The sequence below is a fragment of the Cruoricaptor ignavus genome (assembly GCF_900141665.1).
In the GTDB taxonomy this organism is placed as follows: Bacteria; Bacteroidota; Bacteroidia; order Flavobacteriales; family Weeksellaceae; genus Cruoricaptor; species Cruoricaptor ignavus.
Genome location: NZ_FQYI01000005.1, coordinates 20,658 through 37,923, shown reverse-complemented (window position 1 = coordinate 37,923; position 17,266 = coordinate 20,658). Strand labels below are relative to the sequence as shown.

Here is a 17,266-nt window from a genome sequence, read left to right as displayed (position 1 = left end):
TTTCCGCCTTTTCATAACTTATTGATCCAATGGTTTACACAAAAATATCCGCCAGGATTTTGGACACAGGCTTCGGTTTCATCACGGGAAAAAGATGCGTGCCGCCCTTTATCACGAAATCCGGCGAAGAATTCTTGATGGGAAACACGATGTCTTTATCGCCCATTATCTGTATGATTTCAGGGTTTTCCGCACCGTTCCATTCCACGATTTTTTCCACTGACCATTTCAGATAATAAGGCTCCCTCACCGTAAAATATTCCAGAAGCTTGGGATTTGTAGGATCGAAATACCGGCGCACAACCGCATAGGCCGCCGCACTTTTCTGGTTGTAAAAGCGTGCCGGCAAATACTTTGGAATCATCGTAATTCTGCCGAGTTCCATAAATCTGGAACGCTCTTTCCCGGCTTTAATGCTTGCCAAAATTACCACTTTTTCCGCGGCTTTCCGCTTGTGAATTTCCTGAACGATGATGCCGCCGAAAGAATAGCCCAGCAAGTAAAACGGCTCTGAATCATCCACCCTGGCTGCCATCCTTTCCACATAATGGTTAAAGGATTCGCGCTCTTCTGGCATTAGCCAATCGAGAAAAACCGGCTCTATATTTTCGTTGAATTGCAGCTTTTCCAGCGCTTTGAAATCAGCGCCAAGTCCGCTCACCATGTAAACTTTCATCGGAATTATTCATAATATGCGCCATAAAGTGCGGCACCTTCTGCAATAGCATCGTCGTTGAAAACGAAATATAACGGTATGTCTTTCAGCAGTTTATCCATCTTGTCCGAAATTTTGAACGATTTGTAAAACTGCTCTGCGTCGATGAAATGCCTCAGCTCTTTCGCCAAATCTCCGGTGATTACAAGTCCGCCGGTTGATTTTAATTTTAACGCCAGATAATTCGCTTCCCTTGCCAAAAATTCCGCAAACCATTCCAAGGTTGTGCGCACCAGCCTTGAAGGCTCGTCATTTCCTGCTGCTGCCAAATTTTTGATGAAATCGCCCTGCGTAATTGTGCCGGATAATTCTGGTTTTTCTTCGTGCCTCCCAACATCACGAAGGAAGCGGTAGATATTGTAGATTCCGGATTTTGTGAGTACATTCTCCCAACTTACGATGCCGTAAATTTTGTTGAGAAACTGGTAAAATTCCACTTCAAAAGGATTCCTCGGCGAAAATTCCGTGTGCCCACCCTCCGTTGCAAAAGGGCGAAGCGTAGCACCGTCCCAAAACAAACCGGCTTCACCTAAACCGTTTCCAGGCGACAAAAGCGCTACATTGCCAGGCATTATTTCTTCCGGCGCGTGAATTGTGATGACTTCAGAATTTGAAAGATCGCCAAGGCTGTAGGCCGTGGCTTCCATATCGTTCACCAGGCATACTTTTTCGTTCTTTAATTCCTGCGTTATTTCTTGTAAATCTAGTGGCCACGGAAGGTTCGCCGTTTCCACCTTGCCCAGAATTACCGGACCAGGAACTGCGATGGAAACTCGGTCAAAAGGCAAATCGCAGGTTGAAAGATAAGCCTTCGCCATTTCTGTAAAGGACGAAAACTCGTCGGTTTTCAGCTCATTCCTGCACTCAAGTTTCAGGTTGCAGTTTTCCACCTGATAAATTGCAAATGTGGAACGCGTTTTCCTGAGATCCACCGCAAGCACCTTTATTGCATCCTTCGCATCGGAACTTTTACCGGGAAAATAGAGCGGGAACTGAACTGCCATAGCTGAAAATTTTGTTCAAAATTAAGACAAATTGCGGTTTGCTCAAAATCAAAAGTTGCACCAAAATTAATTTAGAAACAGAAAAAAATCCCTGAGAATTCCCAGGGATTTTGTTTATACTTCGCTGCTTTCGTTTTGCTGCTCGCTGCTTTCAGGATTGCCGCTGTCTTTTTTCGGGCGCTCATTTTTCGGTTTCTCTGGTCGTGGTGGTCTTGGCAGGAGCACTTTCCGGGAAAGGCGCATTTTCTTGCGGTCATCATAGCCCAGGAATTTCACTTCCACCTCGTCTCCTTCAGCGTACGGCACTTTTTCCGTGCGCTTCCAGTCGATTTCAGAAATGTGCAGAAGGCCTTCCGTACCTTTCGCCAAAGCGATGAACGCACCGAAATCCATCACCTTCACCACCTTGCCTTTGTAAACTTCGCCAACAACCGGTACGAAGGTAATTTCATTAATGGCCTCAATCGCTGCGCGGATTTTCTCACGGTCAACGCCCGCAATTTCAATGCGGCCTATTTCACCGATTTCTTCAATCGCAATTTCCGTATCGGTATCCTTCTGCAGCTGCTGAATGATTTTTCCGCCAGGGCCAATCACGGCGCCTATGAAGTCTTTCGGAATTTCCAGCACTTCCATCTTCGGTGCGTGTGGTTTCACATCTTCCCTCGGTTCAGAAATCGTCTTCATCATTTCATTTAGGATGTGTAGCCTACCTTCCCTGGCCTGTTCCAGCGCTGTTTCCATTATATCCATCGTTAGTCCCTGGATTTTTATATCCATTTGGCAAGCCGTAATTCCATCCGCAGTCCCCGTCACCTTGAAATCCATATCGCCGAGATGATCCTCATCACCCAGAATATCGGAAAGCACGGTGAACTTCCCGGATTTTGGATCGGTAATCAATCCCATCGCAATTCCGGAAACTGGTTTCTTAATCTGAACGCCGGCATCCATCAGTGCCAAAGTTCCGGCGCAAACCGTAGCCATAGATGATGAACCGTTGGATTCCAGAATGTCCGAAACCACACGGATTGTATAAGGATTTTCCTCCGGAATCATATTGCTCAGCGCCCTTTGAGCCAGGTTGCCGTGCCCTACTTCCCTTCTCGATGTTCCTCTCAAAGGCCTTGCTTCGCCGGTTGAAAACGGCGGGAAGTTATAGTGTAGGAAGAATTTCTCGTCAAATTCCGCAGCTACGGAATCCACAAGGTTGGCATCCTTCATCGAGCCTAAGGTTACGGCTGTAAGGGACTGAGTTTCACCGCGTGAGAAAATGGACGAGCCGTGTGCACCAGGCAGATAATCCACCTCGCACCAAATAGGGCGGATGGTTTTCGGATCCCTGCCATCCAGCCTTACGCCTTCGTTCAGGATCATTTGGCGCATCGCCTCCTTTTCCACATCATGGTAGTAAGTTTTTGCTAATGCCTCGTACTCCAGCAGTTCCTCTTCGGAATACTGCGCAAGGAAATCCGCCAGAACGGCTCCGAATTTCTCGTGGCGCTCTTCCTTTGCAGAAGGCGTTTTGGCAACCTCGTAAACCTTATCGTAAAGCTCTTTCGTAATGCGCTCACGAAGCTCTTCGTTGTGCGTTTCGTGCTCGTAAGTTCTCTTCACCGCAGCAGCCGGAATTCTTGCCGCCAGCCTTTCCTGCGCCTCGATTTGCACTTTGATTTCCTCGTGTGCAAATTTTATCGCCTCGAGCATTTCCTGCTCGGTGATTTCCTTCATTTCGCCTTCCACCATTACGATGGAATCCTTCGTAGCGCCCACCATAATATCAAGGTCGGCTTTTTTCAGGTTTTCAAGGCTTGGGTTCACGGAAAGCTGCCCATCAATACGAACGACGTGAACTTCGGACATAGGCCCGTTGAACGGGATATCGGTAATCGCTATCGCTGCGGAAGCTGCCAAACCTGCCAATGCTTCCGGCAGGGTCTCTTTATCGTAAGAAATCAGGGAAATCATCACCTGAACTTCTGCGTGGAAATCGCTTGGGAACAGCGGCCTCAGAACCCTGTCCACCAGCCTCATCGTCAGAATTTCTTCATCGGAAGGCCTCGCCTCTCTTCTGAAAAAATTGCCGGGAATTTTTCCGCCGGCGTAGAATTTTTCGCGGTAATCCACCGTCAATGGAAGGAAATCCACACCGGGGTTGGCATCCTTATTCGCCACCACGGTTGCCAGCAGCATCGTGCCGCCGCATTTTACAACTACGGAGCCATTGGCCTGTTTAGCCAGCCTGCCCGTTTCTATGGACACTTCTCGCCCATCTTTCAGCTGAAATTTTTCAATAATTGCTTCGGGAGCATTCATAAAACTGTTTGAATTTTGCGCGCCGTATTGCACGCGTTACCTATTTAAACTTTTTAAATTTTCACCGGCAAAGGTAATGAAAAAATGGCGTTTAGAGATTGGGCATCCAAACAAAACTGCCATTGAAGAAACGGCTGTTCAGAAAAAAGTAATTAGATTTTATGATTTTACCGGTCATTATAATGACCAAGTGCCTGAAGCACGGTAACTACCACTTCTTCATCAAAAATCTGATAAACTAATCTATCCTTCTTATTGATGCGCCTGCTCCAGGTTGGGATTTCGTAGTGCTTTAGCTGCTCCGGATTTCCCGTGCCTTCTCTCGGGTTTTCTTCCAGTTCTACGAAAATTTTCTGAACTTTGGAAACATCTGCCTTCCTGCCGGATTTGTAAAGCTTTTTCAAATCCTGCGCAGCGCCTTTACTCAGGTTAATCCTAAACTTTCCCATAAATTTTCGGGATCCACAGGGATTAATTCTCCTTCGGCTCTTTCCTTTTCGGCTTCTGCGATGCGGCGTTCAAGTTTTGTGGGAATTTTCGGATTTTCGGTTCTGATTTTTTTTCCGCCGATGGCACGAATTACCTTTTTCACCTGCACCAGATCTGCATCGTCCAGAATTTCAAATGAAATCTTTACGGTTTCCATAGCCACGAATTTATAAAATTTAAAACAAAAAAAGCAACCCGATTTCCGAGTTGCCTTTGTGCTTACTTTCTTAAGCCCAATTCTGCGATGATGGCCCTGTATCGCTCGATATCCTTTTTCTTCAGATAATCCAGAAGCCTTTTTCTCTTACCTACCAATGCCACCAGCGAGCGCTCCGTCACGAAATCCTTTTGGTTCGATTTCAGGTGCTGAGATAGGTGATTGATTCTGTAGGTGAACAGCGCAATCTGTCCTTCTGCGCTGCCGGTATCTTTTTCAGATTTTCCGTGTTTTGCGAAAATTTCCGCCTTTTTTTCAGGTGCTAAGTACATGCCAATATTATTTTAATGATTATTATGTAACAAGCCGCGAAATTAAAAATTATTTTTGAATTACAAAAACTTTTTGGTTTATTTTTTTCCCATTACCTTTACCCCATAACTCACATCAATTGGTTAAATATTTGCTGTGCAAGATTATAAATGAAAATAAGGCTATCCCCTGTCATACCGCTTTTCCTTGCCGTACTTTCCTTTCAGCTCGCGGCGGGCCAAAGACACGCACTGCCGGAGGGAAAGGGTTTCAGCCGCATTCTCTACTTCAGCCCGGAGATAGAGCCGGATATTGATGAATTGAAGGCACCCACCTACGAAGCTTTTTTCTCCGCCGTTTCTGACCATGCGGAGCAGTTTAAAAAAAGGTCGATGCTGCGCGTGGAGGATCCCTTGAACTATGACGATGTGGATGACGAACTTGTGAAAATTTTCTGTGAAAATAACGATGCGGATTTTGCCATAGTCCCAAAAATTCAATACTTTAAGGTAGGGATAGGGCAGTATGTCTTCTCAAACCAGGCCGTAGTAAGCATGAAACTTTTTGACAAAGAGGGGAATTTAATTTCCGAAAGCAGCTATGATACGCTCCGGCGCAAGTACCGGGTGCTTGGCAGCACTGAAAACTCCGTGAAGATAGGTACAAGTGGCGCAATGAACGACATAAAGAAAGAAATTCGAAGAGCTACAAGGAAGAATCTTAAAAGTTAATAAAATATACCTGTGAGGATTGCATTTTTTCGTTTATTTTTGCAGCCGAATTCTGTAAAATTCTTTGGAAGAAAATCAGTCCATACTAAGCCCTGCTGATATCGCTGAGCACCTCTCGGAGCTGGATGTAGAGCGCCGTGTAATGGAATTTCTGAAAGTTCCCAAAGAATTTAAAGCCGAAGTATTTTCTCATCTCGATCCTGATTTTCAGGAAGATACGATACGGAGCATTACTAGCAGCGAGGTCTCAGAAATCCTCAACGCCATGCCCCCGGACGACCGTACGGCGCTGTTCGAAGATTTCCCGGACGAGCTTATTAAATATTCCATCAACCACCTCAACCCGCAGGAAAGGCGCGTAGCACTGGAGCTTTTGGGATACCCGGAGGAATCCATCGCCAGGATGATGACGCCTTATTATGTGCAGATCCGTAAGGAATGGACTGTGGAGCGGTGCTTTGCTCAGATAAAAAAAATCGGGGGCAAGGTGGAAACCCTGAACTACCTGTATGTGGTGGATCAGAACAATATCCTGATAGACGACCTGGATATCCGTAACCTACTGCTTGCCGACCGGGAGCAGCTAGTGTCCGAGATTACGGACAATAATTTTGTAGCCATCCATACGAAAACAAGCCGTGAGGATGCCGTTCAGTATTTCGAAAAATATGACAGGAATGCCCTGCCCATCGTCACAGAAGCCGGAGTGCTGGTAGGGATTGTGACCATTGACGACATCCTTGACCAGATAGAACAGCAAAACACCGAAGACATCCAGAAATTCGGAGGTCTGGATGCCCTCGATCTACCATACACGCAAACCTCCCTCGCCGAGATGGTGCGCAAGCGTGGTACCTGGCTGGTGATACTCTTTATTTCAGAAATGCTCACCGCATCTGCGATGGGCTATTTTGATAAGGAAATCGAAAAAGCCGTGGTACTGGCACTCTTCGTACCGCTGATAATCTCCAGCGGGGGCAACTCGGGATCCCAGGCTGCCACGCTTATCATCCGCGCTATGGCCCTGCAGGAAATCACTCTGAAAGACTGGTGGTATGTAATGCGCAAGGAAATTGTTTCCGGTATCTTGCTCGGCCTGATTCTCGGCATCATCGGGTATATACGGATTTTAGTCTGGCAAAAAACAGGCCTGTACGACTATGGAGAATACTGGAGCTCTGTGGGGCTTACGGTATCCTTCTCTCTCGTGGCCATCGTACTTTGGGGTACCCTTAGCGGCTCGATGATTCCGTTTATCCTGAAAAAACTGAACCTGGACCCCGCTACTTCCTCGGCACCATTCGTAGCGACATTGGTGGATGTTACCGGGCTTATTATTTACTTCACCGTAGCCGGGCTCTTCCTCGCGGGGAAACTACTTTAGGCTTAAATTTACTAATAAACTAAAGCTGAGCACCCAGCTCTTCACAGAGCCACTCCAGCAATTCCCGATCCCCATCATTAAATGCGTTGGCCGTATGGGAATCGATATCAATCTGCCCGATATTTTCTCCATTTTTGAAAATCGGCACTACTATCTCGGATTTCGTATCTGCGGAGCAGCTAAGGTAATTCTCCTGTGCGTGCACATCGGGAACTAAAAAGGTTTCTCCCGAAACCGCCACCTGCCCGCAGATGCCGCGCCCGTAAGGTATTATTCTATGGTCGGTAGGCTCGCCGACATACGGCCCCAGGATGAGCTCATCCTTATCCTCGTTTTTGAAATAAAAACCCGTCCAGTTGAAATGCGGCAGCTCAGAATCCAGCACTTGGCAGATCTGCAGTAATCTCTCTTCTACTGCGCCGCCCGAAGTTAAAACTTCTGTTAATTTTTCCTTTAAAATATTCATTTGCTTACTCCTTAAAGATTTCTTTTATACCCAAACATTCCGCGCGTCTTTATCAGCTCTGCCACTCCATCTGGCACGCCGGCCTCCCAGCCCTTTTCGCCGTTTGAGATTTTTTGCAGTATTTCTCTTGAAAAAATATTGGCAAGGCTCGCATTAAAATCATCGATATCCACAATTCTCCTGTTTTTCTTAAAATATTTGTAAAGCTCCTTCAAATTATCATCCACCTTTAAATTACTGGAATTTAGGAAGATGCCGCTTTCCTTGTCGTAGAAAGGATAAAGATAAACCCTCATATCCTTGCGGAAAAACTTCCCGAACGCCTCCAGAATACCGCCCGAGAGATGCTGGTAGTACTGCTCCTCGAATACCAGGAGAAGATTGTTCACCCCCATGCCTATGCCGATGTACCCGTTGGTATAGCCCGAAAAATAATCTACGAGGCGGTAATATTCTGAAAAGTTGGAAATCATCACGGTGTAGCCAAGCTGCCCGAGAATATCAACCCTGTCGAGAAAGTCGCGCTCATCGATCACCCCCTCCGCGCTCAGGTTGGAAGTGGTAATCTCAAACACCACGCGCACATCTTCCGGGTCTGCTTCCGCATCCTTTCGGAACATCTGCATCCCGGTTTCAAACATATCTATCACCAGGCGGGTAACCGGGCGGAAGCTACCGCGCACGGCATAGACATTTTTTTTGTAAAGGAAATCCGACGGGAGGATGTTTGCCCCCTCGTGGTCGAAAATTACCGCGTCCGTCATCCCCAGCTTTACCAGCTGCAGGCTCATAAGGCGGTTGTCCACATAGCGGAAAGCCGGCCCGCGGAAGTCGATCATATCAATCTCAATTTTATCCACCGATATATCGTCATACAGGCTACGGAGCAGCACGCGCGGGTCATCAGAATGATAGAAAGCCCCATAAATCAGGTTTACGCCCAGGTTGCCGAGGGTTTCCTGCTGCAGGGTGGCATCATTTTCTTTAAAGCGGATGTGCAGCGTGATTTCGCTCGGCTCCTCCCCGGGGTTATCCTGGAAAATAATGCCCACCCAGCCGTGCCCCTTAAAGGTTTTGGCGTAGTTTATCGTGGTTACGGTATTCGCATAGGAGAAAAATTTCCGGCGCGGGTTTTCAGAATTGTCCAGCCGCTCCTCTATCAGGCTCATCTCATATTTCAGCATCTTATCAAGCCGGCTGCGCGTCACATACCTGTTTTTCTCCTCTTTCCCGTAGATGGCGTCGCTGTAATCCTTATCATAGGCGGACATTGCCTTGGCAATAGTCCCCGATGCGCCGCCTGCACGGAAGAAGTGGCGCACCGTCTCCTGCCCCGCCCCTATCTCCGCAAGGGTGCCGTAAATATCTGGGTTGAGGTTGATAGCCAGCGCCTTTTGGCGGGCGGTGAGGTACTGCCGGATCTCTGCCATGGAAATTTTTGCCCAAAGATAAAATTTTGGGCTGAGGCAATGAAATGATTGCGAAGCAAAGGGAGAAAATTCTGCAAGAATTCAATAGGATAGAGTAAATTTGCACCGCACGAAATTTAGATATGACGCTAAAATTCCTTGGCACCGGCACATCTCAGGGGGTTCCGCCTATCGGCTGCACGCATCCAGTATGCCTGTCCCGCGACCCGCGCGACCGGCGGCTGCGCACCTCCGCCATCATCACCACGGATTCGGGGAAAAAAATCCTGATAGATTGCGGGCCCGACTTCCGCCAGCAGATGCTCGCCAACAGGGAATCCAGAGTGGACGCAGTGCTCATCACCCACGAACATAACGACCATGTAATCGGGCTGGACGACCTCCGGCCGCTCATTTTCCAGAACGGTGCCGGGATGCCGTTGTACTGTCGGGAGCGTGTAGGCAACGAAATACGCGCGCGCTTCCCATATGCCTTCGCCCAAGAAAAATACCCGGGAGCCCCTACCTTTGACCTCCACGCGGTGGATGGAGAGTTTGAGGTTTGCGGTGAGAAAATCCTTCCCGTCACCGTACGGCATAGGGCTATCGATATTTACGGGTACAGGCTGAAAGACTTGGCTTACATCACCGATGCAAGTTTTATTTCGGAAGAAGAAAAGCGCAAGCTCCGGAATCTTGAAATTTTGATAGTCAACTGCCTTCGCAAAACCGAGCCGCACCCCGCTCATTTCATTTTGCCGGATGTTCTGAAACTTGTGGAAGAGCTTCGGCCGAGGCAAACTTTCCTAACGCACATCAGCCACCACCTAGGTTTTCATTCGGAGCTCATCAAAATTCTGCCGGCAGGTATTCTCCCCGCGTATGATGGCCAGGAAATAAAATTTTAGCCAAACCGTCATTCTTTTGGGTAAAAATGATTATATTTGCAGTCTTCAAAAAAGCCCAGGTGGCGGAATTGGTAGACGCGCTGGTCTCAAACACCAGTTCTTCGGAGTACCGGTTCGATCCCGGTCCTGGGTACTAAAAACGCTGTTAATCTTTTGATTATCAGCGTTTTATATTTTTAAGGGTGGCTAAAAGGGTGGCTAAATTTACATCTGCTTTATTTATCCTTTGTTTTTCTAAAAGTGAATTTTGTAATTCTACATCAAAACCTTGTTTGGAAAAAATGTTGATTGAATCCCACGAAGAATTCTTAAGGAATGTTTTACTCAATGACGGAAGAGTTACAATCTCAGATGATATAAATACCTTAATTATTGAATTTGATGGCTTTGAGGAGTATGAAGTTTTGTTAAACGGGGTGCCAATAAAATGTTTTGACGGTTTTTTCGTAGCCTGGCACTGTTTTCAGGAGCTTGCAAAGAAACTAAAGATGCCATTTGACAATCTAACAACGGAGATAGAAAACTGCGCGGAAGTGCACGAAGCATTCTATATTTTGGGCTACGATATTTTTTTTCAATCTCAATTGAAATTTCACATTAACATTGGGAGCCACCATCATTTTGGCGGTGTTCTAATGAAGTGATACTTATCGGGTAAATAGCGTAGTTAAATTTTTTACCAATTTTGGCGCATCTGCTGCGATAAATAGGTTTTTTCTCTCAGTTAGCCAGGCCCATTTTTTTAGTTTTTTGTTTAAGGGGATTTTTTGGAGCTCCTGCAAGGTGTGTATTTATTCGGAAGGATTTCGCTGCGCTACATCCCCGTAAAATACGCCTCGCCTTTTTCTTTTCAGAAAAAGGGTTGGAAAATTTCGGAACTCAATTTTCATTTTTTAAGATATAGTTTATTTTAGAAACGACTTACGAATGGTGCTCAATGTATATGGCTGCCAGAGAAAATTTCCAGAAATATTTACGTAATTTTGAACAGGACCTATGCCGTAGAGGGAAAACTATAAACATTTAAATTATATAAATTTCGACCGTGATAACCGTTATTTCTTATCAATTCTAATGAATACGGGAGAATGCTAAAATATATAGGCACAAGCGATGCAAGATTTTAGAGAGTTTTACGATCTATATGTCGGTAAAGTTTACCATTTCGTAAGTCGGTATATTTCTGACGGTCAGGATATCGAGGATGTAGTGCAAGATGTTTTCGTGCACATATGGAAATACCAAAGCTTCAAATCTCGGGGAGAACTCTTGGATCAAATTGTATTCAAAACCGCAAAACAGGAAATTGCCAATTTCTACCGCAAGAACAAGATAAGTGCTGTGCCTAAGGGGATTTTTGAAGAGATTGCCGAAGAATCTGATGTTTTCGATGAGGAATTGCAGAGGGAACAATTCAACAAGGTTACTCATCTTATTGATAAGTTGCCCTTAAAAACCCGCGAGATTTTCTTAAAAAACAAGCTCGAGAGGCGAAGTTATGCATCCATAGCAAAAGAATACAATATTTCCAAAAGTGCCGTGGAGAAACACATCAATAGAGCGCTGAAGTTTATCCGTGAAAATTTCGCATCTATCGTTATCGCAATACAGACAGTTTTTTATAGGTGATTTACTATAATTCACAAGCAATATTAACAAATCATTAACAATGGGATTTTGGGGTGGACGATTCTAACGTTCCGCCGTAATTAAAAATAGAATGCAATGTCAAATAAACAAACGGAAGCTGAAAAGGTTTGGAAAGAAGCTGGAGAAAATCATCATTTAGATGAGATTACTGTGGCAAGAGTTTGGGGAAGAATTTTCCAACGGATTCAGAGTTTCCGCCGGAGAAGGAAATATGCTGGCATTGCAGCTGCTGCCGCGCTACTTTTCGGTTTGGGATTTTTTTTAAGAAATTCTTTTGCCGATCAGTTTAAAGAGCAGATGGTCTTTGAAAGTGGGGAAAAGCAGCTGAGCCTAAATTTGAAGGATGGCTCTACAGTCCTGTTGCTGCCGCACAGCAAGCTGGTACTTCACAAGCAATTCAGCCGAAAAACTCGGGCAGCAGAGTTCTTCGGAAGTGGAGATTTCAAAATCACGGAAGATGCAGCACATCCGTTTGTGATAGCTGCTAAAGGTTTTGAGGTAAAAGTTTTGGGTACGCAGTTTTTACTTATAAGCGATGGCAATCGTGAAGAGGTAAATCTGAAGAAAGGTTTGGTTGAAATTTTATCAGAAAACAAAACCTGGAAACTGCAGCCGAAAGAAATATGGGAAAGGACGAATGGAGAGGTGAAACAGTTTTTCTCAAAGGACTATGAAGTATCGTTCGATTATGAAGATGAGACTTTTGGAAAAGTCATAGCGGATCTGGAGAGAATATATGGGATGAAAATTAACTATCCGAAAAATTTGAAAAACCAGATGGTTTCGGGGAAAATAGCAGGAAATCTGGAAGAGATTTTAGAGGTTATATCTTATCCTTACAACCTGCAAGTGCGTTTAAATGAAAAAAACAGAACGATTGAAATGAAATAAAAAATCCGGCAATGGGGGTTGCCGGAAATGAAAACTTAACCATGTGAAATAATTAAATTTTTGTAAAAATATGAAAAAAACCATCATCAGTATCTGCATGTTGGGAATTCTTTCTGTGCCGCAAGTTCAGTTGGCAAAAGCACAGACAACCACCTATCAGCAATCAGGCCAGTTAGTTCCCGTAGGAACAGTCATCGAGAAGCTAGGCAAGGCAAACAATTTAAAATTCTTCTACTCAAAATCTGATGTCGCTGATTTAAAAGTAGATGAAAACAAAATCAACTACCGTGCAGTGCAGGAAACATTGGAGTTTTTAGAGGGAAATTATCCACTGCAGTTTGAAAATAGAAACAATACAATCATCGTAAAAAGGTCTGCTGCAAGGCAGGGTGAGCCTGTTGCATTTTCTCAGCTTGAAAGCGAAGCGAGAACTGCAAACAGAAATGCTTCTGCACAGGATACTGTAAAACCAAGCGGTAAAGAGCGTGCGCTGGAAGAAGTTGTAATCACAGCTCTCGGTATCTCCAAGGAGAAAAAAACGCTAGCATATTCCACTCAGAACCTGAAGGAAGAGGATTTTACCAGAGTAAAGCAGGATAATATCGCCAAATCTTTATCCGGAAAGGTGGCAGGTCTTCAGATTACGGAAGGCTCTGCAGGAGTGGGCAGCAATGCGAGAATTTTGATCAGGGGTAACCGCTCTATTTCTGGAAACAACCAGCCGCTCATCGTGGTGGACGGCGTTGCGATCAGCAATTCTTCTGTAAATCTTTTGGAAGACGGTAATGAGGTAGCTACCAACAGAGTAAATGGACAGAATGCTTTCGCAGACGGTATTTCCACAATTAACCCTGATGATATAGAATCCGTAAATGTACTGAAAGGTGCCAATGCAGCCGCGCTTTACGGTAGCAGGGCGGCAAACGGTGTGATTGTCATTACAACTAAAAAAGGAAAGGGAAGAAAAGGCCTCGGCGTTTCTTATTCGAATTCTACCACCTGGAATTTCCCTGTAATTCTTACAAAATTCCAAAATATTTACGGGCAGGGCTATGGAGGAAAGTATGATAAAAATGCTATATCTAGCTGGGGGCCTGTAATGGACGGCCAGCTAGTGGATGCCTGGTCGAACAACCCAAACTATACCGGGGAAAAAACTTATCAGTATCTGCCGCAGCCAAATAATGTGAAAGACTTTTTTAAAACGGGTGTAAGTTTTTCAAATTTTGTAGCGGCTAACCTGGTAGGCGATAAAGTAAACGGATATTTCTCCTATAAAAACGAGGATGTAAGAGGCATCGTGGAGCAAAATAATATGAAGCGCCACTTTGTAAATCTTAAAACAGAATTCAAAATCAGCCCGAAAATTAATGCGGATGTAAAATTATCCGGGGTAATGAGTGACATTCAGCACAAGCCTTTCACAGGAGAATCCACATTCAATGCTTGGAGGCAGATCAGCCGAATTCCGCGTAACATTCCTCTTTCTCAAGCTAAAGATTATCAATATACTACGCCAGACGGCTTTATCAGGCAGCATTACTGGACGCCTGGTGGCGGTGGCGGAGGAAACCTCGGCCAAAATCCTTATTGGGTGATACACAATGTAAATGTAACCGAAAAACAAAACCGACTGTACGGCTATGCAAAGATCAATTATAAAATTTTGGATAATCTGAATTTGATGCTCCGCTCGGCACTGGATAAGTCCTTTACATCATCCGAAACTTCCCTTAACAATGATACCTACATAAGAGCGACAAACGGAAATTACATCACTTCAGATTACGAAAAATTAGAAACCAACTACGATTTCCTGCTTACCTATAATAACGGTTTTGATGCGTTCAAATACACCTTGAATATAGGAGGAAATCTCCTTCAGCAGGATAATTCTTTAAAATCCTTCAATAACACTTCCCTGCTGAAAGAAAATTTCTTCAATCACGCCAATGCAAGTTTCCTCTATCAGGTGAATAATACACCATTCAAAAGGGAAATTCAGTCTTTGTATGCCATGGCAGATTTTGAAATCTTCAATTACCTTTTCCTGAACGGAACGCTGCGAAACGACTGGTCTTCTACAATGCCTACATCTGAAAGGTCGTACTTGTATCCGTCTGTCGGTGGTTCAGTTCTACTGGATAAATTGTTTTCAATGGAATCTGGAATGGTTGATATTTTAAAACTGCGTGCCAACTGGGCTACAGTAGGGAATGATGCCAAACCATACCTTATAAACCAGACTTATACATTTGCCGCAGGCGGAAACAACGGTTATGTAACGATTGATAACATTAAGCCTATCGAAAATCTGAAGCCCGAAAAAACAAACTCGGTTGAAGTAGGTATCGAAACATCCTTCTTCCGCAGAAGACTGAGCTTGGATGCCAGCTACTACAATTCTAAAAGCCGGAATCAGCTGCTATTGGTGAATCTTCCTGCGGCATCACTTTACTCATCGGAATATATCAATGCCGGCGAGGTTGAGAATAAAGGTGTGGATGTTGCGCTCAATGTAGTGCCTGTAAAGACTTCCGATTTTAAATGGGATATCAGTTTTAATTTCAATAAAAACAAAAGCAAGGTCATTGAAATTTCTGAAAACCTGAATAAATATACCATAGCATCAGACTATCTTGTAGATAATGTACTAATGGTTGGCAGGCCTTTCGGCGAATTGTATGTAAGAGGTTTTGAAAGAGACGCCAACGGTAACATTATCGTACTGAACAATGGCTTGCCGAAACTTACATCATCAAAAAGTGTATATGCGGGGAATTTTAACCCTAAATGGACGGGCGGTATCAGTTCCAGCCTGAATTATAAAAACATCAATCTCTACTTCCTGGTAGATTTTAAACAAGGCGGAACGGTGGTTTCATTTACCAACGCAATGCTAAATTATGCCGGTGTAACAGAGGAAACCCTGAACGGAAGGGATGGCTTCGTTATAGGTGGCGTGACAGCGAATGGCAGCCCGAACGAGACAAAAATTACGGCAGAACAATACTGGACAAACATCGGGGGAAGAAGCAATCCGGTGGGAGAGGCGTTTGTTTCCGATGCATCTACAATCAGGATGCGAGAGATCAGCCTCGGTTATGATTTCCCGAAGAGGATATTTGAGGGGACTCCTGTTCAGAACCTTAAACTCTCGCTGAGCGGCAGAAACTTGTTCTTCTTCCAGAACAAGGCTAAGAATTTTGATCCGGAACTTGCACCAAGCACCGGTAACGCGCAGGGTATTGAATCCTTCGCGCTGCCGAATACCAGAAGCTATGGTGTTAATCTTAATGTAACATTCTAAAAATTTGAAAACATGAAAAAAATACTTTCTACCGCAATTATTTTATCCGTAATAAGCTGCACCGGTGATTTTGATGAAATCAACAGGGACGAAACGAAAATTACTATTGTAGATAAATCTACAGTTGGGCAGCTGTATGCTTCCTCTCAGTTTAATGGACTGATACTGAACCGATTTAGATATCAAACTTCGCAAAGTTTGTTTGGCGATTTCTACAGTCAGTATTTTGCGAACTTTTCTCAAAGCTTTGCGTCAGACCGCTATACCATGCCTGGAGGTTGGCTTAATAACACTTGGAATTTTTTCTATCAGAAAGGTGCTCCGCAGATTTACGAGGTCTTGAATAAATCGAAAGAGCTGGAACTGAGTGAAGAATACGCTTTAGCTTTAATTTGGAAAGTTACGATGTTTCACAGAATGACGGATTACTTCGGGCCAATTCCATACTCTTCCATAGGCACACCTGGAAAATCTTTCGAATACGACAGTCAGAAGGATATTTATTCACAGTTTTTTAAGGAGCTCGATGAAGCCATCGTTATTTTGAAAAATTCCAGTCAGGCTACTGTATTTGGTGCAAACGATCAAATCTATTCGGGAAATGTGAAAAAATGGCTAAAATATGCCAATACATTAAAGCTGAGACTGGCAATGCGCATATCCGATGTGAGTCCTGCCGAAGCACGGAAATTTGCTGAACAGGCTGTTGCAGATGGCGTGTTTACGGATGTGGCCGATGAAGCTTGGTTTAAAGCTACGGCAAGCTCTAATAACCCGATTGGTTGGACATCGCAATGGGATGAATATCGGATGAGTGCCGCTATGGAAAGTATCTTAGTAGGATATAGTGATCCGAGGCTCCCCGTGTACTTTCAGCCTGCACAAAATGGCGAATACCATGGCGTACGCAACGGTGTTAATAACACTCAGATGAATAAGTACAACAAAAACAGCGTCTCAAGAATCGGCACATTTTTCTACGGTGAGCCGGGTAAATTGCAGAAATTTATCGTAATGCCTGCAGCTGAGGCTTATTTCCTAAGAGCCGAAGGTGCACTGCTTGGCTGGAATATGAACGGCACCGCCAAAGACCTCTACGAAGAAGGCATAAAGAAATCCCTACAGCAATGGGGAATTACTGGTGCAGCAGCAAATACCTATGTAAATTCCACCGCCACTCCGAAAGCACTGAACGACCAGTTTAATAGTCCGGCAGTGTCATCTGTACCAGTGAAGTTTTCAAATGATCTTGAGGAGCAGAAACATCAGGTAGCAATGCAAAAATGGCTTGCCTTGTTCCCGAATGGCTGGGAAGCCTGGAGCAGTCTGAGAAAAAGCGATTACCCTAAGATTTATGATGTCATCAATTCTGACAACGCGGATATTCCAACAACATCAAAAATCAAGAGACTACAATTCCCAGGCACTGAGTACACCTTGAATCCAGATGGTGTGAAGACGGGCATCAACGCGCTTAATGGAAAGGATTCCGGTGCCACAAGACTGTGGTGGGATGTAAAATAA

The 17,266-nt window shown here is 44.6% G+C and carries 16 protein-coding genes and 1 tRNA gene; 9 read left to right on the top strand and 8 right to left on the bottom strand.

Annotated elements, in window-relative coordinates; translation table 11 throughout:
• Nucleotides 1-34: 34 nt before the first annotated feature.
• The 6 genes from BUB43_RS06170 to rpsO all read right to left on the bottom strand — a co-directional run bounded on the left by BUB43_RS06170 (nucleotide 35) and on the right by rpsO (nucleotide 5,013).
• Nucleotides 35-676 (bottom strand): alpha/beta hydrolase, encoded by a 642-nt coding sequence (locus BUB43_RS06170; protein ID WP_073179328.1) that lies wholly within the window; start codon nucleotides 674-676, stop codon nucleotides 35-37.
• 5 nt (nucleotides 677-681) lie between these two features.
• Complete coding sequence (locus BUB43_RS06165) at nucleotides 682-1,719, bottom strand: glucokinase (protein ID WP_073179326.1); 1,038 nt, start codon at nucleotides 1,717-1,719, stop codon at nucleotides 682-684.
• 114 nt (nucleotides 1,720-1,833) lie between these two features.
• Complete coding sequence (locus BUB43_RS06160; RefSeq protein WP_073179549.1) at nucleotides 1,834-4,035, bottom strand: polyribonucleotide nucleotidyltransferase; 2,202 nt, start codon at nucleotides 4,033-4,035, stop codon at nucleotides 1,834-1,836.
• Between the two features lie 167 nt (nucleotides 4,036-4,202).
• Nucleotides 4,203-4,484 carry a Txe/YoeB family addiction module toxin gene (locus BUB43_RS06155; protein ID WP_073179325.1) on the bottom strand — a complete coding sequence of 94 codons (282 nt, stop codon included), beginning with the start codon at nucleotides 4,482-4,484 and terminating at the stop codon, nucleotides 4,203-4,205.
• Nucleotides 4,460-4,681 (bottom strand): hypothetical protein, encoded by a 222-nt coding sequence (locus BUB43_RS06150; protein WP_073179323.1) that lies wholly within the window; start codon nucleotides 4,679-4,681, stop codon nucleotides 4,460-4,462. Before BUB43_RS06150 ends, BUB43_RS06155 begins: the two co-directional genes overlap by 25 nt.
• Nucleotides 4,682-4,743: 62 nt before the next feature.
• Nucleotides 4,744-5,013: a 30S ribosomal protein S15 gene (gene rpsO / locus BUB43_RS06145; protein ID WP_073179321.1), complete on the bottom strand. Its 270-nt coding sequence runs from the start codon at nucleotides 5,011-5,013 to the stop codon at nucleotides 4,744-4,746.
• Between the two features lie 150 nt (nucleotides 5,014-5,163).
• On the opposite strand from rpsO, the gene BUB43_RS06140 reads away from it, so the two are divergent.
• Together BUB43_RS06140 and mgtE are read left to right on the top strand one after the other, a co-directional pair.
• On the top strand, nucleotides 5,164-5,724 hold the full coding sequence (locus tag BUB43_RS06140; RefSeq protein ID WP_073179319.1) for a hypothetical protein: 561 nt from the start codon (nucleotides 5,164-5,166) through the stop codon (nucleotides 5,722-5,724).
• 64 nt (nucleotides 5,725-5,788) lie between these two features.
• Complete coding sequence (gene mgtE, locus BUB43_RS06135) at nucleotides 5,789-7,108, top strand: magnesium transporter (RefSeq protein WP_073179317.1); 1,320 nt, start codon at nucleotides 5,789-5,791, stop codon at nucleotides 7,106-7,108.
• 19 nt (nucleotides 7,109-7,127) lie between these two features.
• Here mgtE and BUB43_RS06130 read toward each other — a convergent pair whose 3' ends face one another.
• Nucleotides 7,128-7,574, bottom strand: coding sequence for a GAF domain-containing protein (locus BUB43_RS06130; protein ID WP_073179316.1), 447 nt, complete (start codon nucleotides 7,572-7,574; stop codon nucleotides 7,128-7,130).
• Nucleotides 7,575-7,585: 11 nt separating this feature from the next.
• Nucleotides 7,586-9,004 carry a nicotinate-nucleotide adenylyltransferase gene (locus BUB43_RS06125; protein ID WP_073179314.1) on the bottom strand — a complete coding sequence of 473 codons (1,419 nt, stop codon included), beginning with the start codon at nucleotides 9,002-9,004 and terminating at the stop codon, nucleotides 7,586-7,588.
• Between the two features lie 122 nt (nucleotides 9,005-9,126).
• Here BUB43_RS06125 and BUB43_RS06120 point away from each other — a divergent pair, with 122 nt between their 5' ends.
• The 7 genes from BUB43_RS06120 to BUB43_RS06090 all read left to right on the top strand — a co-directional run bounded on the left by BUB43_RS06120 (nucleotide 9,127) and on the right by BUB43_RS06090 (nucleotide 17,266).
• Complete coding sequence (locus BUB43_RS06120) at nucleotides 9,127-9,891, top strand: MBL fold metallo-hydrolase (protein WP_073179312.1); 765 nt, start codon at nucleotides 9,127-9,129, stop codon at nucleotides 9,889-9,891.
• A 53-nt stretch (nucleotides 9,892-9,944) separates the two neighbouring features.
• Nucleotides 9,945-10,024 (top strand) — tRNA-Leu (locus BUB43_RS06115).
• Nucleotides 10,025-10,073: 49 nt separating this feature from the next.
• A complete protein-coding gene (locus BUB43_RS06110) occupies nucleotides 10,074-10,535 on the top strand; it encodes a hypothetical protein (protein ID WP_159430230.1) in 462 nt (153 codons plus the stop codon).
• 469 nt (nucleotides 10,536-11,004) lie between these two features.
• Nucleotides 11,005-11,520, top strand: a complete 516-nt coding sequence (locus BUB43_RS06105; protein WP_073179308.1) for an RNA polymerase sigma factor — start codon at nucleotides 11,005-11,007, stop codon at nucleotides 11,518-11,520.
• A 96-nt stretch (nucleotides 11,521-11,616) separates the two neighbouring features.
• Nucleotides 11,617-12,432: a FecR family protein gene (locus BUB43_RS06100; RefSeq protein WP_073179307.1), complete on the top strand. Its 816-nt coding sequence runs from the start codon at nucleotides 11,617-11,619 to the stop codon at nucleotides 12,430-12,432.
• A 70-nt stretch (nucleotides 12,433-12,502) separates the two neighbouring features.
• A complete protein-coding gene (locus BUB43_RS06095; protein ID WP_073179305.1) occupies nucleotides 12,503-15,742 on the top strand; it encodes a SusC/RagA family TonB-linked outer membrane protein in 3,240 nt (1,079 codons plus the stop codon).
• Between the two features lie 12 nt (nucleotides 15,743-15,754).
• Nucleotides 15,755-17,266, top strand: coding sequence for a SusD/RagB family nutrient-binding outer membrane lipoprotein (locus BUB43_RS06090; RefSeq protein ID WP_073179303.1), 1,512 nt, complete (start codon nucleotides 15,755-15,757; stop codon nucleotides 17,264-17,266).